This is a genomic window from Pseudomonas putida S13.1.2, assembly GCF_000498395.2.
Taxonomy (GTDB): domain Bacteria; phylum Pseudomonadota; class Gammaproteobacteria; order Pseudomonadales; family Pseudomonadaceae; genus Aquipseudomonas; species Aquipseudomonas putida_Q.
Genome location: NZ_CP010979.1, coordinates 2,100,931 through 2,118,732, shown reverse-complemented (window position 1 = coordinate 2,118,732; position 17,802 = coordinate 2,100,931). Strand labels below are relative to the sequence as shown.

Genomic DNA, 17,802 nt, shown 5'->3' with positions numbered 1-17,802 from the left:
AATGTTTACTTCCGTCAAAAGCGGGGGCGCGCTTGCTCTCGCCATTTCTTGCGCCCTTCAGGTGCAATTTGCTCAAGCCCAAGACGTGCCCCAGGTTGGCAGCGACTGGCCATTTTACGGCGGTGACCACAACGCCCAACGTTTCAGCCCGCTCAAGCAAATCACCCCAGAGAACGTGGGGCGCCTGGAACGCGCGTTCGTGTATCACACCCGGGATCTACCTAATCCGGGTAGTCGGTACTCGCCGGAAACCACACCGGTCAAGGTCGGAAACGATCTGCTGATGTGCTCGGCCAAGAACATCATGATCTCGATCGACGCCGCCACCGGTAAAGAGAACTGGCGACATGATCCGGGCGTACCGGACCAGGCCATCCCCCATGCGGCAGCCTGCCGCGGGGTGGCGGTTTATACAGCTCCCCAGTTGCCAGAGACCGCTCAGTGTCGCAGCCGTGTAGTGGAGGCCACGCTGGACGCGAGACTGATCGCCGTTGACCTGCACACCGGCGAGCCGTGCAAGGACTTCGGTCAGAACGGCTCGGTGGACCTCTGGGAAGGTTTGGGTAAGAAAGTCCCAGGCTGGTACGCCGTCACAGCGCCGCCCGCGATCGTCAATGGTGTAGTGGTGACCGGCGCGCAGATTCGCGACGGCCAGGATGAGGATGCGCCCTCTGGCGTTATCCGCGGCTATGACGCTGTCACTGGAAAAATGGCATGGGCTTGGGACCTGGGTAATCAGAACAATGTCCATGGGCCTGCCGAGGGCAGCACCTACACTCGCGGCACCCCGAACATGTGGACAGCGGCGGTGGGCGACGAGCAGCTCGGCTACGTTTACCTGCCGATCAGCAATTCCTCGATCGACTACTACGGTTCCAACCGCAGCGAAGCTGAGAACAAATACTCGGACTCACTCGTGGCGGTCGATGTGAAAACCGGCAAAGACGTCTGGCACTTCCAGGCGATTCGTCATGACGTCTGGGATTACGACCTGGGCAGTCAGCCGACAATGCTCGATTTCCCAGGCAAGGATGGTAAGCCGGTACCGGCGGTGCTGTTGCCGACCAAGCAGGGCGATATCTACATCCTCGACCGTGCCACAGGGGAACCGTTGACCCCGGTCGGCGAGGTGAAGGCACCTAAGGGCGGTTCGGTCGAGCCTGAGTACCTGGCCGACACCCAGCCGACATCCGAGTGGCATACCCTGCGCAAGGCTCCGAAGACCGAGGCGGACATGTGGGGCTTCTCGCCGCTGGACCAGCTGATGTGCCGGATTCAGTTCCGCCAGGCTAACTACGAAGGCTACCTGACGCCACCTTCGGTAGATCGTCCCTGGATTCAGTACCCCGGCTACAACGGCGGTTCGGACTGGGGCTCGGTTGCCATTGACCCGGTGCGCCGTCTAATCATTGCCAACTACAACGACATCCCCAACCTGAACCAGCTAATCCCACGGGATCAGGCTAACAAGATGGGGCTCAAGCCGATCTACGCGCCGAAGGTGGATGAGACTGCGTTGAACAAGGCCGGCAGCAAGTCGGGCAAGGGTGAGGGCGGTGCTTCTGTGTACCCGCAAGTCAACGCACCCTATGCGATCAGCGTGAATGCCGGCTGGCGGAACTGGGGTACTGGCGTGCCATGCTCGGCACCGCCATACGGTGGGATTCGGGCAGTTAGCCTGGACACTGGCAAAACCGTTTGGGATGAGCCATTGGGCACCGCTCGCCGGAATGGTCCGTTCGGCATTCCATCGCACCTGCCGCTCAATATCGGCCTGCCTAACAACGGCGGTACGGTAGTGACCGCAGGCGGCTTGACCTTTGTCGGTGCGGCCACCGACAACCTGTTCCGTGCTATCGACACCGCCACCGGTAAGGTGTTGTGGGAAGACGTCCTGAACGTCGGCGCGCAGGCCAACCCGATTTCTTATGAGGTCAATGGCGAGCAGTACGTGCTCATATCCGCCTCGGGCCATGCCTTCATGGAAACCGGGACAAGCGACGAAATTATTGCGTACAAGCTGCGCAAGTAATCCGGGCGGCGGGCACGTTATGCCCGCCGCAGCAACAACTGCTAGAGGAGTAAAACCATGGATCTGGGCTTGAAGGACAAACGTGTGCTGGTCAGCGGTGCATCGCGAGGCATCGGACGAGCAATCGTTGAGCTGTTTGTTCAGGAGGGCGCGCAGGTGGCATTCTGCGCGCGCGGTGCCGCGGGTGTCGAAGGCGCTGCCGCTGAGTTCGGTCCTCGTGCATTTGGTACGGCGGTCGATGTCACCCAGCCTGAGCAAGTGGCCGCCTGGGTCACTTCGGCCGCGCAGAGAATGGGCGGGTTGGATATCGTCGTGCCGAATGTGAGCGCATTGGCCGGGGGGGATGATCTCGACACTTGGCGTCGTGCTTTCGACACTGATCTGCTGGGCAGTGCGGCAATGGTAAAAGCTGCGCTGCCTGCGCTGCGTCAGTCAGAAGCAGCCTCGATTGTGCTGATCTCCAGTGTATCCGGGCGTGAGGTGGATATGTTCGCCGAGCCCTACGGCATTTTGAAGGCCGCTTTACTGCACTACGGCAAAACCCTGTCGGTGCGTCATGCAGGCGAAGGCATCCGAGTCAATTCGGTCTCCCCTGGCAATGTGTACTTCGCAGAGGGTGTATGGGGTGACATCGAGCGCGAGCAACCGCAAACTTTTGCCAAGTGTTTGGCCGACAATCCACTGGGTCGCATGGCCACGCCAGAAGAAGTGGCTAAGGCGGTCGTGTTTCTTGCCAGCCCGGCTACGAGCTTTACAACCGGTACGAACCTGCTGGTAGACGGCGGGCTCACCCGGTCGGTGCAATTCTAAGCGCGCCGCGTTCAAGAGTCAGAACCTAATTGTATAATCTATGTTAACTCTTGTTTCGTTATCGTCTCGGAAAGTCGCGGCAGCGCTTAGGTCGTTTCGGTAAAATGCGTGCCGGATACGGAACGCTAAATCTTTGGCCGGCCCTGACTGTACGACATAGGAAAGCTCTAGGTCTTTCGACGATTCTGTAAGATTTCGCCCCCCAAGATGTGCTAGGTCGATGTTTGTTCCCCTTAGGTATCGAACCATGCCTGTTAGTCCTGGGATGCCCATCGCTACGAAGTTGTAGTCGTATCGCAGAAGCATCGTTCGTTCTTTTGGGTTCACGAAATCCGCGCTCATCGTCCCATCGCTAAGGACGACGGGCTCGCCCCCAGCGAGGTAAGCGAAGGCCGTATCTCCGGTTTGATGCATGTAGCCCACGCCGAGTGTATGGCCGCTAATTTGGTAACTCAGGGTGAGGCCGGCGTTAAGGTTGTCTACCTTGCCTGCTTCTGCACGCCCGTCGTCTCGGCTGTCGAACACCCTCACTTCGGTTTTTACTCTCCCGGGGCCAACGGCAATCGAGTGTATGCCTCCAATGAAGTCTTGCTCATAGATATTTTCAAGCGCTGCATGGTAATAGCGTGCTGTGAAATTTTCTGATACGCGATATTCGCCGCCCAGATAGTCGAAGCGATCAGAGAATACGCCAGGCTTGAACCGTCCGTTCGGTGAAGCCAGTGCGATGGGTTGATTGTTTGTGGAGTCTCGCAGATTGACCCGATCCATCCGCCCCGCTTGGATCGTAAGATTTTCGATTTCCGAGCTAGTTACCGAGGCGCCTCTAAAGGTTTGTGGCAGGAGGCGGGCAGGGCTGGCAGTAATCACGGGAAGCGAAGGAAGCTGTGTGCCCACTGAGATATGCGTCTTTGAGAACCGCGCCTTCACCGCCACGCCCAGTTCCGAGTATTCGTTCTTTGCTCTGCGCGTCTGAGGATCTAAAGGCAAGAGTTGAGTACCTGATCGTTCAGGTGACGAATCAAGCTTGACACCAAGCATCCCAGTAATGTCCAAACCCAAGCCAACGGGGCCTTCCGTGTAGCCAGAGTTTGCTCTGAAAATGAAGCCCTGTGCCCATTCACGGACCGCGGAAACAGGCGAGTCCCCTTTGTAGTCTCGATCGAGATAATAATTTCGGGTGGTCAAAGCAACAGAGCTGTCTTCAAAAAAAGCCGCTGAAACAGAAGTGCTCATGCAAAGCGTTGGCACGCCCAGCGCAATCAGCGGTAAGCAATCGGAAAAACGTCGCATCGGATTTACCTTCTTGTTTTATTTTTGGTATTTCAGAGGCTTGTTGCTGAGTGGAAGGGAGCGGGTGGGCTTATTCTCAGTAGCGCTACAGTCATAGATGCGAGAACGAACGTCATTGCGAACAGCATATACAGGTCAGACGGCGTCCACTGCGCGTCGATCAAACGACCCGCCACAAGAGGAGAGGCGATTGCGCCTGCTCGGCCAATGCCGATACCCCAACCCAGGCCAGTCACACGCTGGCTTGCGTCGTAAATAGAGGGTGTTAAGGCGTATAGCCCCGCGACACAACCATTGACGAAAATGCCGATCAAGATAGCCAGAACAAATGCCAAGTTCAGCGTGTTTGTAAAATTCACAAATACCGCGAGCAGCAATGCGTTGGCGAGAAGATAGATCATCAACACCCTGGAGAGCCGGAAGCGAGCGGCCAATAGACCCACAAGCGCTGTTCCGAAAATGCCACCTACATTGAGTAGCACTCCCCCGGTGATACCTTGCTCGTTGGACAGCCCGGCAGTGACCAGCAATCTTGGCGTCCAGCTCATGACAAAGTAGAAACCGAACATGACCAGGAAGAAAGAGGCCCAAATCAGCAGCGTTGATCGCAAGAGGGCAGGGGAAAAGAGCTGAGCAAACGATGCACGCAGTGATGGGCGCTCGATCTGGCTGGACGCAGGCATTTCGCTGAGGGGTGAAAGTTTTACCCTGAGGCGCAGCTGGTTGATACGCTTGATTGCGCCTTCAGACGTGCTCGACATCAAAAACGCGAGCGATTCCGGCAGCCACATAAACAGCACGGGAAGCGTTGCGAGAGTGACGAATCCACCGTAAAGAAACACCGATCTCCATCCCAGCGCAGGGATCATTTTTGCTGCGATTAGCCCTCCAATGGTAGCGCCCAGCGCGTAGGCGGTTGATTGCAGGCTGATTGCGAGTCCTCGCCAGCGCTTGTTGGCGTATTCACCCGCGATCACATAGCTGCTGGCCAAGATGCCACCAATCCCCAGCCCGGTAACGAAACGGAAAGCTGCAAGCATTTCCGGGCCGGTAGCTTGGGAAGATGCGATCATGCCTGACCCTGCTACGCCTACACATACAAGTATTAGCGGTCGACGTCCAAAGCGGTCAGCCCAAGGAGCAATGAACAGTGAGCCGATTGCCATGCCGACCAAACCAGCGCTTAGTAGATAGCCAAGTCGCAGGCCGTTGAGCCCCCAGTCTGCGGCTACAGAAGAGGCCGTGAAGGCCATCACCAGAACGTCGAAACCGTCCAGCATATTGATTACAAAGCAGAGTGTGATTACCCACCATTGGAAAGCGGACATCTTCTTTTCGTCGAGCTGATTTCCGGCGTAGTTACTCATGATTACGGGCCTCTTGAGTGTTGAAAGGCCGGAAGAAAAAGCGAGCGGACAGACTGTACAGCCCTGCCTGAGGGGAGAGTCGGGTAGACATGGCGTTACCTTTTTATTGTAGTGATCAGTGGCACATGCAAAGCGACTTGGCTGAACCCAGGCATCAAGCAGAAGAGATGCCGGGTTCTCGTTTCAGCGAACCCCTGGTGGGGCAGCGTTGATAGCGTGTAAAAAAAGTGCATAGATACCCGCACGATATAAATGCACTGGGCACTCAGCTTGCCGAGTTGCAAAGCTTTTCTATAATCCGACGGGCTCTGATGGCGCCGGCATCAACATGAATATCAATCATTGACCGCTCACCGAATCGGCACATGTTCTTATATTGAGATTCGATCACTACCTTGTCTTCATCGAACGTCATCACTGTCTGCTGGACGACTTTCGCTTTAACGTCTTCGTGATTACTCTTTGGGTTCGTGGCGATTGTCCAGAAATAGTGGCTCGTGGTTTCGGTTTCGGGGGTCACACCATGGAATCCACGCATGTGGAAGCCACCACGATTTGGGTTGTCCAGGGACTCAGTTCCCGCGTCAGCGGCACCTGTCCAAATACGCAAATGGCTGACATGAAATTCAATTTCTTGCCAACGGTCGACTGTGTCTTTGAAAGGGTAAGCGGCGACGTATGTCGGGGGCGGTACAGAGCCAGGCATGTGCCGAACGACACGCACATAATTATCGTCACTTTCTACGGTCATTTTCGCATTCATGTGAATGCTGGCATTCCCGCCAATCGTGTGCAGATGGACATAACCCAAGTGGCTGAGGTCCATCAAGTTGTCGTGAATCAGTTGATACGGGGCATCGTAGTGGTAAACATCACCATCAAAGAGATAATCGCCACTGCTGTGGACATCGTAGGCTGGCGGCTCACCGATAGGCTCAGGCTGCTCGGGGCTCCCGAACCAGATCCAGACAATCTGGTCTTTCTCGACGACGTGGAATGCTGCCACTTTTGCTTTGCTTGGAATTTTTTCTTGGCCAGGAATTTCGATGCATTTTCCTGCATCGTTAAACAACAGGCCGTGATAACCACAGCGCAGACCACCCGCTTCAAGAGTGCCGTCGGAGAGGGGCAATGCCCTATGGCAGCAGCGGTCCTCAAGGGCGGCGACCTTTCCATCCGCAGTGCGGAACATTACGACTGATTTGTTCAGCAAGGATCGGCCTACAGGTCGATCCTTGAGTTCCCAGCCCAGCGCAGCTACGTACCATTGGTTGAGCGGGAATGTAGAACGTTTGGCAGGCGAAATTTCTTGGGCAAGCGAAAGAGGGGAGGCAGTCATAGTAGTCTCCGTTATACGGTGAATGTTCTTATTGAAATCAAAGGTCCAGGACGAGCCGAGGCGACTTTGCCCGGGAACAACAAGGCGTGAAGCAGTCATTCCTGGCGTGTTCATCTGCCGTCATGAATTGGTCCTTGTGATCAGGGATGCCCTCCAGTACGCGGGTCACGCAGGTCCCGCAGACCCCTTGTTCACAGGAAGTTTCTATCTCGACTCCTGCCTCGTCCAATACCTCGAACACGGTACGGTCGGCCGGTACGTCGAAGGTTCTGCCACTGCGGGCGAGCACTACCTCGAAGCTGGCGTTGGCGTCATGATCAATGGTTTGCCCGGCAAAGAACTCTCTGTGCATCCGCTCCTGCGGCCAGCCGGCAGCCCCACCTGTTTCAAGGACGTGCTTCATGAAGCCGGCAGGGCCGCAGACGTAGAGATGGCGTCCCTCATCGAGCGTGTCGAGTAACGCGGCAGCATTCAGTTTTTGCTGTTGCGGCCCGCTGTCATCGTGAAGTACTACCCGATCCGCGAATGGTGCTTCAGCGAGGGTTTTGACGAAGGCTGCTCGCTCGGAAGAGCGGAAGCAGTAGTGAAGCTCAAAGTCAGCTCTTCGATGGTCAAGCTCATATGCCATAGCAAGGATCGGGGTGATGCCGATACCCCCCGCAAAAAGCAGATGACGCGCAGCGCTATGATTCAGTTTGAACAGGTTACGGGGCGCACTGATGGTCAGTATGTCGCCTTGATCGACCACCGAGTGCATCGCCTCTGACCCACCACGGGAGCTGGGCTCCTTGAGGACGCCGATCAGATAGCGATTGCGCTCTCGGGGGTCATTGCACAGCGAGTACTGGCGAATGAGCCCACCAGGGATATGGACATCGATGTGAGCACCTGCCTCGAAAGGTGGCAAGGTTTCACCATTCACGGGACTCAATTCGAAGCTACAAACACCTTCAGCTGCGTTTGCCTTTCGGCTGACGTTGACTTGAAGCATTACTTACCCCTCCACATTCAAGTGGCTGCGAAAAAAATACGGGTGGTTAATTCAACAGTGGGGAGGTCAGCCTGGTGCGAACGGAGGTAGCCCAGGTTTTTGGCTAGACACGCGGAAGGCGAGTGGATCGCGAGTTTTCATGGCGCTACCTGATAATTATTTTTGTGAGGTGCTTGGACGGCATATCATGCTGGGCTGGCCCCAGCTATCGGTTGAGTTAATCCTCTGATCAATTAGTTGCGGTGTCAACTAATTTTTAGAAGCCCGATTGGAGGTGTGCGCTCAATGGCCTCGGAAGCCCAGCTGGACCTCGCTCGCTACGTGCCAGCGCTGCTGAATTTTTTATCCAACAAGCTCTCGTCAGGCGCCTCCCAGTGCTACCGAAAACACTTCGAGATAGGCGTTGTGGAGTGGAGGATGCTTTCCATGCTGGCCGTGGAAAGCGGGATCACTGCCAATCGTATCTGCCAGGTGATCGGTCTCGACAAGAGCGCTGTCAGTCGCTCCCTCCATGCTCTTGAGGTCGCTGGGCGGGTCTGCACTGAGGTCGACCCTGCGGATGGACGGCGCTATACCGTTTCGCTTACCGAGAGCGGTAAGGAGTTGTATAACCGAGTCTTGAAGGTTGCACTGGAGCGCGAGCGTCGCTTGCTGAGCGGCCTTTCTCCGTCGGAGGTGGATACGCTGATTAATCTACTGGGTCGCCTGAACGCCCAGGTTGCCAACGTTAATGAATACGACCCAGAAAAGCCCTAGGTCTTCATTCACGCGTTTCAACTCGAAGCGGTCAAGCAAGTGACCGAGAAAGGCAAGCCTGTCGCCGATGGGCTTCGCTCATCTTCCTTTCAGACATACCGCTCTGCACAGGCCTCGAATGATGCCGCCAGGTGATCGATCCATACCCGCACCGCAGGCAGTACGCCGCGCCGGTGCGGGTACACCGCCTGCAGATAGCCACCTGGCAGTGACCAATCTGGCAGCAGGCGCACCAGTTCGCCGCGTTCCAGTTCTTCTTCGCAGAACATGCTGGGCAGCGCGGTGAAGCCCAGGCCAGCCCGTACAGCAGCGTTACGTACCACGAAATCATCGATGGCCAAGCGCGGTTCCAGGGCAATTTCCTGTTGTTTGCCTTGGGGGCCGAACAGGCGGAAGTGTACCAGCCGGTCTGCTTCGGCGGCGCCCAGCACCGGCAGTGACGCCAGCTCACTTGGTTCGCGGATGTGGTCGGCGAAACCGGGCGCGGCCACCAGTTGCATCTGCGCCTGACGCAGGCGGCGAGTAACCAGGGCCGGGTCTTCGTCGCCCAGGTCTCGTACGCGCAGCGCCACGTCGATGCCTTCGGAAATCAGGTCGACGCGGCGGTTGAGCAGCACCATGTCCAGCTGCACCAGCGGGTACTGGGCAAGAAAGCGGCTGATCACATCCGGCAGAAAGGCATGCGCCAACGCTACAGGGCAAGACACCCGCAAGCGCCCGCGCGGCTCGCTGCTCATGCTGGCTACGGCTTCATCGGCGGCTTCGGCTTCCAGCAGCATGGCCTGGCAGTGGTGCAGGTAGCGCTCGCCCACCGCCGTGAGTTTCAGTTGCCGTGTGGTGCGTTGCAGCAGGCGGGTGCCCAGGCGTTCTTCCAGTTCGGCAATACGCCGTGACAGGCGCGACTTGGGGATGCCCAACTGACGCCCGGCTGCAGCGAAACCGCCGGCTTCGACCACGCGGGCAAAGTAGAAAAGGTCGTTGAGGTCTTGCATGGGAATGTCTCACTGTTCCATCTGTGGGACAAACTAGCGCATTTTTACCGACTTATCAGCCATTACTCACCCCGGTAGGATTCTCTCCATCGTGATCGCCCACCGCTGCGGTCTTCAATCACTGGAGAGTCCCATGAAACTGTTGCATATCGATTCGAGCATCCTGGGCGACAATTCCGCCTCCCGCCAGCTGAGCCGTGAAGTGGTCGAAGCCTGGAAGGCCGCCGACCCGAGCGTGGAGGTGGTGTACCGCGACCTGGCCGCCGACGCCATCGCGCACTTCTCTGCCGCCACCCTGGTGGCCGCAGGTACCCCTGAAGACGTGCGCGATGCAGCCCAGGCGTTCGAAGCCAAGCTGAGCGCGGAAACCCTGGAAGAGTTCCTGGCCGCTGATGCCGTGGTGATTGGTGCGCCGATGTACAACTTCACCGTGCCGACCCAGCTCAAGGCCTGGATCGACCGCGTTGCCGTTGCCGGCAAGACCTTCCGCTACACCGAAGCGGGCCCGGAAGGCCTGTGCGGCAACAAGAAAGTGGTGCTGGTGTCCACCGCCGGTGGCCTGCACGCTGGCCAGCCGACGGGCGCCGGGCATGAAGACTTCCTGAAAGTGTTCCTGGGCTTTATCGGTGTCACCGACCTGGAAATCGTTCGCGCCCATGGCCTGGCTTATGGCCCGGAACACCGCAGCCAGGCAATTGATGCTGCACAGGCGCAGATTGCCAATGAGCTGTTTGCCGCTGCCTGATCCTCGGTAGCTGGCCTGTCATGGCCTCATCGCCGGCAAGCCAGCTCCCACACCGTACGCATCGACTTCGAGTCATGCGCAGTACCTGTGGGAGCTGGCTTGCCGGCGATGAGGCCGTTTCAGGCGACCGGGATGGTTGGGTCGGCAGCCGCCAAAGCCGCAGCGCGATCCGCCGCTGGCGGGTAGATCCATACCGTGTTGATCTGCGCCTTCAGCGCCTTGGCCTCGGCTTTGTCCTCCGGTGGTGACACCGCACGTTCCCACCCTTCGGTATACACCGCGCCCCAGGCTCCCAGGTCCAGGCAAGTCACGTACTTGGGCTGGCTGTAGGGCATGGGTGCCACGCCGATCAGCTCGGCAGCGGCATTGTTGCCCGCATAGCGCCCCAGCGGAATCGCATGCTGGCAGGACATCACTGCGTAATTGCCTAGTTCGTCACAGGCGGCATAGGCCACATCACCCGCCGCGTACACCGCATCATTGCCCTTGACCTTCAGGTTGCCATCCACATGCAGGCGCCCCTGGCGGTCGCGCTCGCCGCTGATCTGTTCGGTGAGCGGGTTGGCCTTGAAGCCCACCGTCCATACCACCGTACTGGCGTCGATGCGCTGGCCGTTGTCCAGCAATACGCCGGCTGCGTCCACCGCAGCCACCGTGGCACCGCTCACCCATTCCACACCCAGCGCCTCGCAAGCCTGTTCGATGGCCGGGCGAATGCCGTCTCCCAACGCTGCACCCACCCTGGGGCCGCGATCGATGACTACCACACGCAACGCTGTATCTTCACCGAGGATTTCCCGGAGCCGTGCCGGCAGCTCGGTGGCAGTCTCGATGCCGGTAAAGCCGCCCCCGGCTACCACCACGGTATTGCGCGCGGGCGTGTCGGGCAGGCTGGCCAACGACTTGAGGTGGGCTTCCAGGCGCGCAGCGCTGTCGATCTTGTCGACGTCGAAAACCTGCTCGATACCGACCATGTCAGGCCGGTTGAGCACACTGCCGCAGGCCATGATCAGGCGGTCGTAGGGCAGGGCGCACTGGGTGCCGCTGCGGGTACGGTAGCTGACCCGGCGGGCCGCTTCATCGATGTGGAATGCCGTGCCTTGCACAAAGCGAACGTTGACGGCATCGAGCAGGTCCTGCAGCGGCGCGGCCATGGTGTGAACGTCGGGCTCGTAGAAGCGCGGGCGCACATGCAGTTCGGCCTGGGGGGCGAGCAAGGTGACCTCGACCTCCTTGCTACCGTTGAGGTCAAGCTGGCGGATGGCGCTGAGTGCGCTCCACAGGCCGGCAAAGCCCGCGCCGATGATCAGGATCTGCTTCATGGTTGTGCTCCTTTCAAGTTCGGTTAACAGGGTAGACCGTGTTGCGGGTCAACGGTGTTACCAACGCCTGCAGGAGTGCTTCAGAATGTTGGCGGCGTGATCACCCAGATCACCACGGCATCCACCTCACCGGGGTTGCCGTAGCGGTGGGGCTCCTGGCTCGAGAAGCTGAAACTGTCGCCTTCACCCAGCTGGAAGTGCCGTTCACCCACCCAAAGCTCGAAGCTGCCGCTGAGGATATAGCCGGCTTCTTCGCCTTCATGGCTGTAGCTTTGCTGGCTGTAGGTGCCAGGGGGGAAGCGCGAGTGCAGGATCTCCAGCTGGCGGTTGGGCTGGGGGGTGAGCAGCTGATCGACGATGCCATCTTCATAGTGCACGCTCAGGCGGCTGTTGCGCCGCACCACATAGCCCTGGTCCTCTGGTGCAGTGATGGCTTCGCTGGCGAAGAACCACTGGATGGTCACACCCAGGCTGCGGGCGATGTTGAACAGCGCCGGGATCGACGGGTAGGAAAGGTTGCGCTCCAGTTGGCTGATGTAACCGGCGGTCAGTTCACTGTGCGCGGCCAGCTCCGCCAGGGTCATGCCGCGGCGCTTGCGCAGGCCGCGGATGCGTGTGCCCAGGAACTGCGGCGCGGCGCCCCCGGCTTCGCTGGCGGGGGGCTGGGGGAGTTGGCTCATGCGCGTCGGTCCATCGCAAAAGCCGCAGTATGTACAGCCTCAGAGCGACCAGGCAACCGTCAGGCCGTCGTGAATCGCTTCTTCGGCGGTGCGTGGTGCCAGGCAGTCGCCAACGCGCCGCACTTCTACCAGGCCGGCCAGCTCGCTGGCCAGGCTGTCTTCCGGCTGATGGCCCATGCACAGCACCAAGGTGTCGATGCCCTCGAAGATCATCGGCTCGCCGCTGGCGGTATGTTGCAGGTACACCGTGTTGTCGTCGCTGCCATACAGGCGCGCATAAGGGGTGATGGGGATGCCCAGGCGATGCAGCTCGCCGGCCAGCTGATCACGCACGTACAGCGGCAGGTTTTCACCGCAGTGGGTACCGTTGACTGCCAACTGCACCTGGTGCCCCTCGCGCACCAGGCGTTCGGCGATGCCAGGGCCGATCCAGTCGCAGCGCCAGTCGATCACCAGCACCGAACGCCCCAGCTTCACTTCGTTGCGCAGTACTTGCCAGGCGTCCACCACCTGCAGCTCGCCGCTGCGCTCGAACGCCGGCCAATAGGGGGTAGCGCCGGTAGCGGCAATGACCAGGTCGGGGCGTTCGCGCTCGACCAGGGCGCGGTCGACCCGGGTGTTGCGCACGACTTCCACACCGGCCAGGGCCATTTCCCGTTGCAGGTTGGTGCTGGCGCCGCCGAACTCGCTGCGCCGCGGTAGCAATTGGGCCAGCAGCACCTGGCCACCGAGCTGCGGGCCGGCCTCGTACAGCGTTACCTGGTGCCCACGGGCGGCGGCCACGGCGGCGGCCTTCATGCCGGCGGGCCCGCCACCAGCGACGAGGATTCGTTTGGGCTTGGTGGTGGGCGTCAGCTGCCCATATTGCAATTCTCGGCCGGTTTCTGGCCGCTGGATGCAGGAAATGGCCAAGCCACGATGGAAGTGGCCGATGCAGGCCTGGTTGCAGGCGATACAGGCGCGTACATCTTCGACCTGGCCGCGTTCGGTCTTGCTCGGCATCAGCGGGTCACAGATCAGTGCGCGGGTCATGCCGCAGACATCGGCCTGGCCGCGGGCCAGGATCAGTTCGGCTTCCTGGGGCTGGTTGATGCGCCCGGTCACGAACAACGGAATGGCCAGCTGTTGCTTGAAGGTGCCAGCTGCTCGGGCCAGGTAGGCCGGCTCGATGGCCATGGGCGGGACGATGTGCACGGCGCCGCCCAGGGAGGCCGAGGTGCCAGCGACGATGTGCAGGTAGTCGAGCTGGCCTTGCAGGGCAACCGCAGCGGCCAGCGACTCATCCTCGCTCAACCCTTGGCTGTCGCGCTCGTCGGCGCTGATGCGCAGGCCGATGATGAACTGCTCGTCGGTGGCGGCGCGCACGGCGGCCAACACCTCGCGCAGGAACCTCAGGCGCTGTTCCAGCTCGCCGTTGTAGCCGTCGCTGCGCAGGTTCACCCGCGGGTTGAGGAACTGCGCGGGCAGGTAGCCATGGCTGGCCACCACTTCGACGCCATCCAGCCCGGCCTGGTGCAGGCGGCGGGCCGCACTGGCGTAGCCCTGGACAATGTCGTCGATCATCGGCTGGTCCAGTGCGCGTGGCATCACCCGGAAGCGTTCGTTGGGTACTGAAGACGCGGAGTAGGCAACCGCCAGCAGGCCGTCCGCCGATTCCATGATCTCCCGGCCGGGGTGAAACAGTTGCGACAGCACCACGGTGCCGTGTGCATGGCAGGCCTCGGCAAGCTGCCGGTAGCCGTCGATGCAGGCATCGTCGGTGGCCATGAGCACATGCGAGGTGTAGCGGGCGCTGTCATGCACACCCGCAACCTGCAGCACGATCAAGCCGACGCCACCGGCTGCGCGGTCGCGCTGGTAGGCAATCAGCTTGTCGTTGACCAGGTTGTCGGTGGGCAGGCAGGTGTCGTGGCCGGTGGACATGATGCGGTTCTTCAAGCGCTTGCCGCGGATCTGCAAAGCTTCGAACAGGTGAGGGAAGGCGGTTTGCATACAGGCGGCTCCGGTGCGGTGTTGTTCTTGTTTTGTTTATGAAAGTGTAGCGTCAGTAAAAAATCAACTTGTTTTTTTACTATGGCGCGACTAGGTTCTCATCACCCTCAGCGCGAGGGCGTGACCTCACAACAACAAGAAAACGGGCCCTTCGGGCACCGGCAGGAGGAAACTTCGATGCAGGTATTACCACGTGTTCCTGGCCTCTGCGCAACGTTGCTGGCCATTGGCCTGGGCAGTGCGCAAGCCGCGCCGCAGATGGTCGTGGTGGGCTATGGCGGCGCCGGCCAGAAGGCCCAGGACGAGGCAATCTTCAAGCCCTTCAGTGCCCAGGATGGCAGCAAGCTGATCCAGAGCGAATACAACGGCGAGATGGCGCGGATCCAGGTGATGGCCGACACCGGCAACGTCGACTGGGACGTGGTACAGATCGAGGGGCCGGACTTGATGCGCGGCTGTGATGAGGGTGTCTACGAACACCTCGACTGGCAGCGCCTGGGCCACGGCGCCGAGCTGATACCCGACGCGGCGCAGGACTGCGGCTCGGCTGCGCTGGTGTGGAGCGTGGCCATCGCTTACGACCGCAACAAGTTGGCGCAGGCACCGGCCTCGTGGGCCGACTTCTGGGACGTGAACAAGTACCCGGGCAAGCGCGGCTTGCGCAAGCGTGCGGTGTATAACCTGGAGTTCGCCCTGCTTGCCGATGGGGTCAAGGTGGAGGACGTCTACAAGGTGCTGTCGACGCCGGCCGGGGTTGAACGTGCTTTCGCCAAGCTCAGCGAACTCAAACCCTATGTCCAGTGGTGGGACGCCGGTGCCCAACCTGCACAGTGGCTGGCTGCGGGTGATGTGGTAATGACTTCGACCTACAGCGGGCGCATCGCCGTGGCGGCGCAGCAGGGCAGCCCGCTGGCCGTGGTATGGCCTGGAAGCCTGTATGGCATGGACTACTGGGCCATCATCAAAGGCTCGCGGCATGTCGACCAGGCCAAGCGGCTGATTGCCTATGCCAACCAGCCGGATACCCAGGTGCGGTATGTACAGCAGATTCCGTATGGGCCGACCAATACCCAGGCCGCTGCCAAACTTGACCCGGCCTTGGCCAGTTGGGTGCCGACTTCGCCGCAGAACCTGCAAGGGGCGCTGGCGATGAATGTGGAATTCTGGGTCGACCATGGCGAAGAGCTGGAACAACGCTTCAATGCCTGGGCGAGCAAGTAGCTTCAGGGCACTTCGTCTAAACATAGGGAGTACATATGTTCTCCTGTAGTTGAGCCCGTACTGCAGGTCAGTAACAGTCACTGTTGTGCAACCCTGGGGGATAACTGTGCTGGTCCGCTTTTGAGGAATAGCCTTATGCTGTAACGAAATATGTCCAAAAAGCCTGTAGAAGGAAGTCGCAATGCCGCTCAAGGACCTGCTCATCGCCCTGGTGGTGATCGTCGCCTGGGGAGTCAACTTCGTGGTCATCAAGGTAGGCCTCGATGGCTTGCCGCCGATGTTGCTGGGGGCGCTGCGCTTCTTGTTGGTGGCGTTTCCGGCAATCTTGCTGGTCAAGCGGCCGAAACTGCCCTGGCGCTGGTTGATTGCCTACGGCGCGACGATTTCGCTGGGGCAGTTCGCCTTCCTGTTCCAGGCCATGTACAGCGGCATGCCGCCCGGGCTGGCCTCGCTGATCCTGCAGTCGCAGGCGTTCTTCACGCTGGGGTTCGCTGCACTGTTCCTCGGTGAACGGCTGCGCCTGGCCAGTGTGCTGGGGCTGCTGGTAGCGGCCAGCGGCCTGGCGTTGATTGGTAGCGAAGATGGCGGCCATGTACCCCTGCTGGCGCTGGTGCTGACCTTGTGCGGCGGTGCCATGTGGGGCATGGGCAACATCATCACGCGGCGTTTTGGCTCGGTTGACCTGGTGGCGTTGGTGATCTGGGGCGGGTTGATACCGCCACTGCCGTTCCTGGCGTTGTCCTGGTGGCTGGAAGGGCCGGAGCGCATTGCCCATGCCCTGGCCAACATCAGCTGGAGCTCGGTGCTGGCCCTGGTGTACCTGGCCTTTGTCGCCACCATGCTCGGCTACAGCCTGTGGAGCAAGCTGCTGTCGCGCCACCCGGCCGGCAAGGTGGCGCCGTTCTCGCTGCTGGTACCCGTGATTGGCTTGAGTTCGTCGGCGCTGTTGCTAGGCGAACGCCTGACCGCCATCCAGGGCTGGGGTGCCTTGCTGGTGATGGCGGGGTTGCTGGTGAACGTGTTCGGCGCGCGTATCGGGCAAAGGTTGCGGGCAGTCAGCGCGTAAACCGCGCAAATAGGCCGCTCGGCGCTCTGTTAGAATCGGCCTCTTTATCCAGGCCAACGGAGCGCTTTCATGATCATTTCCACCACCAGCCAGCTCGAAGGGCGCCCGATTGCCGAATACCTGGGCGTGGTCAGCTCCGAATCGGTGCAGGGCATCAACTTCGTACGCGATTTCTTTGCGCGTTTTCGCGACTTTTTCGGCGGCCGCTCGCAAACCTTGGAAAGCGCCCTGCGTGAAGCACGCGAGCAGGCCACCGAAGAACTCAAGGCGCGGGCACTCCAGTTGCGCGCCGACGCGGTAGTGGGTGTGGATTTCGAGATCAGCATGCCGTCGGTGCAGGGTGGCATGGTGGTGGTATTTGCCACCGGCACGGCGGTGCGTCTGAAGTAGAGCGATCTGCCACTGGTCGGCTGCATGGCTCTTGTCCGGGCGGTCCGCAAATGACCGGCTAGTCTCTTTTTCACAGGCCGCGTTTTCTGGGCGACTCTTCTGGTTGCCGGCGCGACTGCCACTGGAGGGAGACAGGGCATGAGCGAATCCTTTTTCGAAGACCTGAACGATGCGTTCCCCATCAACAGCCAAGTGCGCTGCGGCCAGGCGGCCTTCCGCCTGGGGTTCGCCCACATGACGCTGGATGATTCCGAACAGCTCCAGCCTGCACACCTGCAGCGCAGTAAAAAAGGCCGCTTCATGCCGCGGGTTCCGCTGAAGAAGTGATCCCGCCCCAGTACATAACCCCGCCCAATGGCGGGGTTTTTATTGCGCTTTGTTGATCCGCCTCATGGCAATGCCGGGTAGCGCTCGCCGGCTGGCTGTGGTTGTGGTTTTCTGTCGTGGCATTCCAGCGACGGAGGATTGAATGCTCATGCGAGTCAGGGAACAGACTTATTGGCAGTGGGCCGACGCCCATTTGCACAGCCGCAGCCACGACGAAGTCCTCAGTGACGGCACCACGCTGGATGTGCAGGTGCGCTTGTCACGTTTGGGGGCGACCCAGCTGTTTCTAGGGTTGTATGCCGGGGATGGGCGGGCATTGCTGGAGGAGTACTACCCTGCGCGGCCAGGGGAGACCATGACCCGCGCCCTGGTGTGGGGTGTCGACCGGGCCCGTGCGATGGCTACCGGGGCCTTGCCATTGCCGCAAACCCGCCGCCAGCGGCGCCAGGCATGAAAAAGCCCGGCCTATGCGGGCCGGG

The 17,802-nt window shown here is 60.1% G+C and carries 17 protein-coding genes; 9 read left to right on the top strand and 8 right to left on the bottom strand.

What is annotated here, in order from left to right:
- The first annotated feature begins 1 nt into the window (after position 1).
- The gene (locus N805_RS09585) at positions 2-2,032 is read left to right on the top strand and encodes a pyrroloquinoline quinone-dependent dehydrogenase (protein ID WP_028613774.1); all 2,031 of its coding nucleotides are present in this window, start codon (positions 2-4) and stop codon (positions 2,030-2,032) included.
- Between the two features lie 57 nt (positions 2,033-2,089).
- Positions 2,090-2,842 (top strand): SDR family NAD(P)-dependent oxidoreductase, encoded by a 753-nt coding sequence (locus tag N805_RS09580; RefSeq protein ID WP_028613775.1) that lies wholly within the window; start codon positions 2,090-2,092, stop codon positions 2,840-2,842.
- 18 nt (positions 2,843-2,860) lie between these two features.
- On the opposite strand, the gene N805_RS09575 is transcribed toward N805_RS09580, so the two are convergent.
- The 4 genes from N805_RS09575 to N805_RS09560 all read right to left on the bottom strand — a co-directional run bounded on the left by N805_RS09575 (position 2,861) and on the right by N805_RS09560 (position 7,832).
- On the bottom strand, positions 2,861-4,135 hold the full coding sequence (locus tag N805_RS09575; protein WP_046811315.1) for an OprD family porin: 1,275 nt from the start codon (positions 4,133-4,135) through the stop codon (positions 2,861-2,863).
- Positions 4,136-4,167: 32 nt separating this feature from the next.
- Entirely contained in the window at positions 4,168-5,502 is a 1,335-nt protein-coding gene (locus N805_RS09570) for an MFS transporter (RefSeq protein WP_028613777.1), read from the bottom strand.
- Between the two features lie 265 nt (positions 5,503-5,767).
- A complete protein-coding gene (locus N805_RS09565; protein WP_033742477.1) occupies positions 5,768-6,841 on the bottom strand; it encodes an aromatic ring-hydroxylating dioxygenase subunit alpha in 1,074 nt (357 codons plus the stop codon).
- Positions 6,842-6,878: 37 nt separating this feature from the next.
- Complete coding sequence (locus N805_RS09560) at positions 6,879-7,832, bottom strand: PDR/VanB family oxidoreductase (protein WP_028613780.1); 954 nt, start codon at positions 7,830-7,832, stop codon at positions 6,879-6,881.
- Positions 7,833-8,117: 285 nt separating this feature from the next.
- Between N805_RS09560 and N805_RS09555 the strand changes: the two genes are divergently transcribed.
- Complete coding sequence (locus tag N805_RS09555) at positions 8,118-8,588, top strand: MarR family winged helix-turn-helix transcriptional regulator (RefSeq protein WP_028613781.1); 471 nt, start codon at positions 8,118-8,120, stop codon at positions 8,586-8,588.
- An 89-nt stretch (positions 8,589-8,677) separates the two neighbouring features.
- Here the strand turns inward: N805_RS09555 and N805_RS09550 are convergent, their stop codons facing one another.
- Positions 8,678-9,580: a LysR substrate-binding domain-containing protein gene (locus tag N805_RS09550; protein ID WP_028613782.1), complete on the bottom strand. Its 903-nt coding sequence runs from the start codon at positions 9,578-9,580 to the stop codon at positions 8,678-8,680.
- A gap of 133 nt (positions 9,581-9,713) precedes the next feature.
- Here N805_RS09550 and N805_RS09545 point away from each other — a divergent pair, with 133 nt between their 5' ends.
- Positions 9,714-10,325: an FMN-dependent NADH-azoreductase gene (locus tag N805_RS09545; protein ID WP_016500018.1), complete on the top strand. Its 612-nt coding sequence runs from the start codon at positions 9,714-9,716 to the stop codon at positions 10,323-10,325.
- Positions 10,326-10,444: 119 nt separating this feature from the next.
- Here N805_RS09545 and N805_RS09540 read toward each other — a convergent pair whose 3' ends face one another.
- The 3 genes from N805_RS09540 to N805_RS09530 all read right to left on the bottom strand — a co-directional run bounded on the left by N805_RS09540 (position 10,445) and on the right by N805_RS09530 (position 14,319).
- On the bottom strand, positions 10,445-11,647 hold the full coding sequence (locus N805_RS09540; protein WP_028613783.1) for an NAD(P)/FAD-dependent oxidoreductase: 1,203 nt from the start codon (positions 11,645-11,647) through the stop codon (positions 10,445-10,447).
- 80 nt (positions 11,648-11,727) lie between these two features.
- Positions 11,728-12,327 carry a helix-turn-helix domain-containing protein gene (locus N805_RS09535; protein ID WP_028613784.1) on the bottom strand — a complete coding sequence of 200 codons (600 nt, stop codon included), beginning with the start codon at positions 12,325-12,327 and terminating at the stop codon, positions 11,728-11,730.
- 39 nt (positions 12,328-12,366) lie between these two features.
- The gene (locus N805_RS09530) at positions 12,367-14,319 is read right to left on the bottom strand and encodes an FAD-dependent oxidoreductase (protein ID WP_028613785.1); all 1,953 of its coding nucleotides are present in this window, start codon (positions 14,317-14,319) and stop codon (positions 12,367-12,369) included.
- Positions 14,320-14,496: 177 nt separating this feature from the next.
- Here N805_RS09530 and N805_RS09525 point away from each other — a divergent pair, with 177 nt between their 5' ends.
- The 5 genes from N805_RS09525 (at position 14,497) to N805_RS09505 (ending at position 17,777) form a co-directional block, all read left to right on the top strand.
- Positions 14,497-15,540, top strand: a complete 1,044-nt coding sequence (locus N805_RS09525) for an ABC transporter substrate-binding protein (RefSeq protein ID WP_028613786.1) — start codon at positions 14,497-14,499, stop codon at positions 15,538-15,540.
- A gap of 181 nt (positions 15,541-15,721) precedes the next feature.
- Positions 15,722-16,606 carry an EamA family transporter gene (locus tag N805_RS09520; RefSeq protein WP_028613787.1) on the top strand — a complete coding sequence of 295 codons (885 nt, stop codon included), beginning with the start codon at positions 15,722-15,724 and terminating at the stop codon, positions 16,604-16,606.
- 69 nt (positions 16,607-16,675) lie between these two features.
- Positions 16,676-16,996 (top strand): YbjQ family protein, encoded by a 321-nt coding sequence (locus tag N805_RS09515; RefSeq protein ID WP_016500011.1) that lies wholly within the window; start codon positions 16,676-16,678, stop codon positions 16,994-16,996.
- Positions 16,997-17,134: 138 nt separating this feature from the next.
- Positions 17,135-17,323 (top strand): hypothetical protein, encoded by a 189-nt coding sequence (locus N805_RS09510; protein ID WP_003253897.1) that lies wholly within the window; start codon positions 17,135-17,137, stop codon positions 17,321-17,323.
- 142 nt (positions 17,324-17,465) lie between these two features.
- Positions 17,466-17,777: a hypothetical protein gene (locus tag N805_RS09505; RefSeq protein WP_028613788.1), complete on the top strand. Its 312-nt coding sequence runs from the start codon at positions 17,466-17,468 to the stop codon at positions 17,775-17,777.
- Positions 17,778-17,802: the final 25 nt, after the last annotated feature.

Bases quoted from the DNA above. Each gene is read 5' to 3' on its own strand.
- N805_RS09550 (WP_028613782.1), bottom strand. From the start codon at position 9,580: ATGCAAGACCTCAACGACCTTTTCTACTTTGCCCGCGTGGTCGAAGCC.
- N805_RS09515 (WP_016500011.1), top strand. From the start codon at position 16,676: ATGATCATTTCCACCACCAGCCAGCTCGAAGGGCGCCCGATTGCCGAA.
- N805_RS09555 (WP_028613781.1), top strand. From the start codon at position 8,118: ATGGCCTCGGAAGCCCAGCTGGACCTCGCTCGCTACGTGCCAGCGCTG.
- N805_RS09575 (WP_046811315.1), bottom strand. From the start codon at position 4,135: ATGCGACGTTTTTCCGATTGCTTACCGCTGATTGCGCTGGGCGTGCCA.
- N805_RS09570 (WP_028613777.1), bottom strand. From the start codon at position 5,502: ATGAGTAACTACGCCGGAAATCAGCTCGACGAAAAGAAGATGTCCGCT.
- N805_RS09565 (WP_033742477.1), bottom strand. From the start codon at position 6,841: ATGACTGCCTCCCCTCTTTCGCTTGCCCAAGAAATTTCGCCTGCCAAA.
- N805_RS09530 (WP_028613785.1), bottom strand. From the start codon at position 14,319: ATGCAAACCGCCTTCCCTCACCTGTTCGAAGCTTTGCAGATCCGCGGC.
- N805_RS09505 (WP_028613788.1), top strand. From the start codon at position 17,466: ATGCTCATGCGAGTCAGGGAACAGACTTATTGGCAGTGGGCCGACGCC.
- N805_RS09585 (WP_028613774.1), top strand. From the start codon at position 2: ATGTTTACTTCCGTCAAAAGCGGGGGCGCGCTTGCTCTCGCCATTTCT.
- N805_RS09545 (WP_016500018.1), top strand. From the start codon at position 9,714: ATGAAACTGTTGCATATCGATTCGAGCATCCTGGGCGACAATTCCGCC.
- N805_RS09560 (WP_028613780.1), bottom strand. From the start codon at position 7,832: ATGCTTCAAGTCAACGTCAGCCGAAAGGCAAACGCAGCTGAAGGTGTT.
- N805_RS09535 (WP_028613784.1), bottom strand. From the start codon at position 12,327: ATGAGCCAACTCCCCCAGCCCCCCGCCAGCGAAGCCGGGGGCGCCGCG.
- N805_RS09540 (WP_028613783.1), bottom strand. From the start codon at position 11,647: ATGAAGCAGATCCTGATCATCGGCGCGGGCTTTGCCGGCCTGTGGAGC.
- N805_RS09510 (WP_003253897.1), top strand. From the start codon at position 17,135: ATGAGCGAATCCTTTTTCGAAGACCTGAACGATGCGTTCCCCATCAAC.
- N805_RS09525 (WP_028613786.1), top strand. From the start codon at position 14,497: ATGCAGGTATTACCACGTGTTCCTGGCCTCTGCGCAACGTTGCTGGCC.
- N805_RS09580 (WP_028613775.1), top strand. From the start codon at position 2,090: ATGGATCTGGGCTTGAAGGACAAACGTGTGCTGGTCAGCGGTGCATCG.
- N805_RS09520 (WP_028613787.1), top strand. From the start codon at position 15,722: ATGCCGCTCAAGGACCTGCTCATCGCCCTGGTGGTGATCGTCGCCTGG.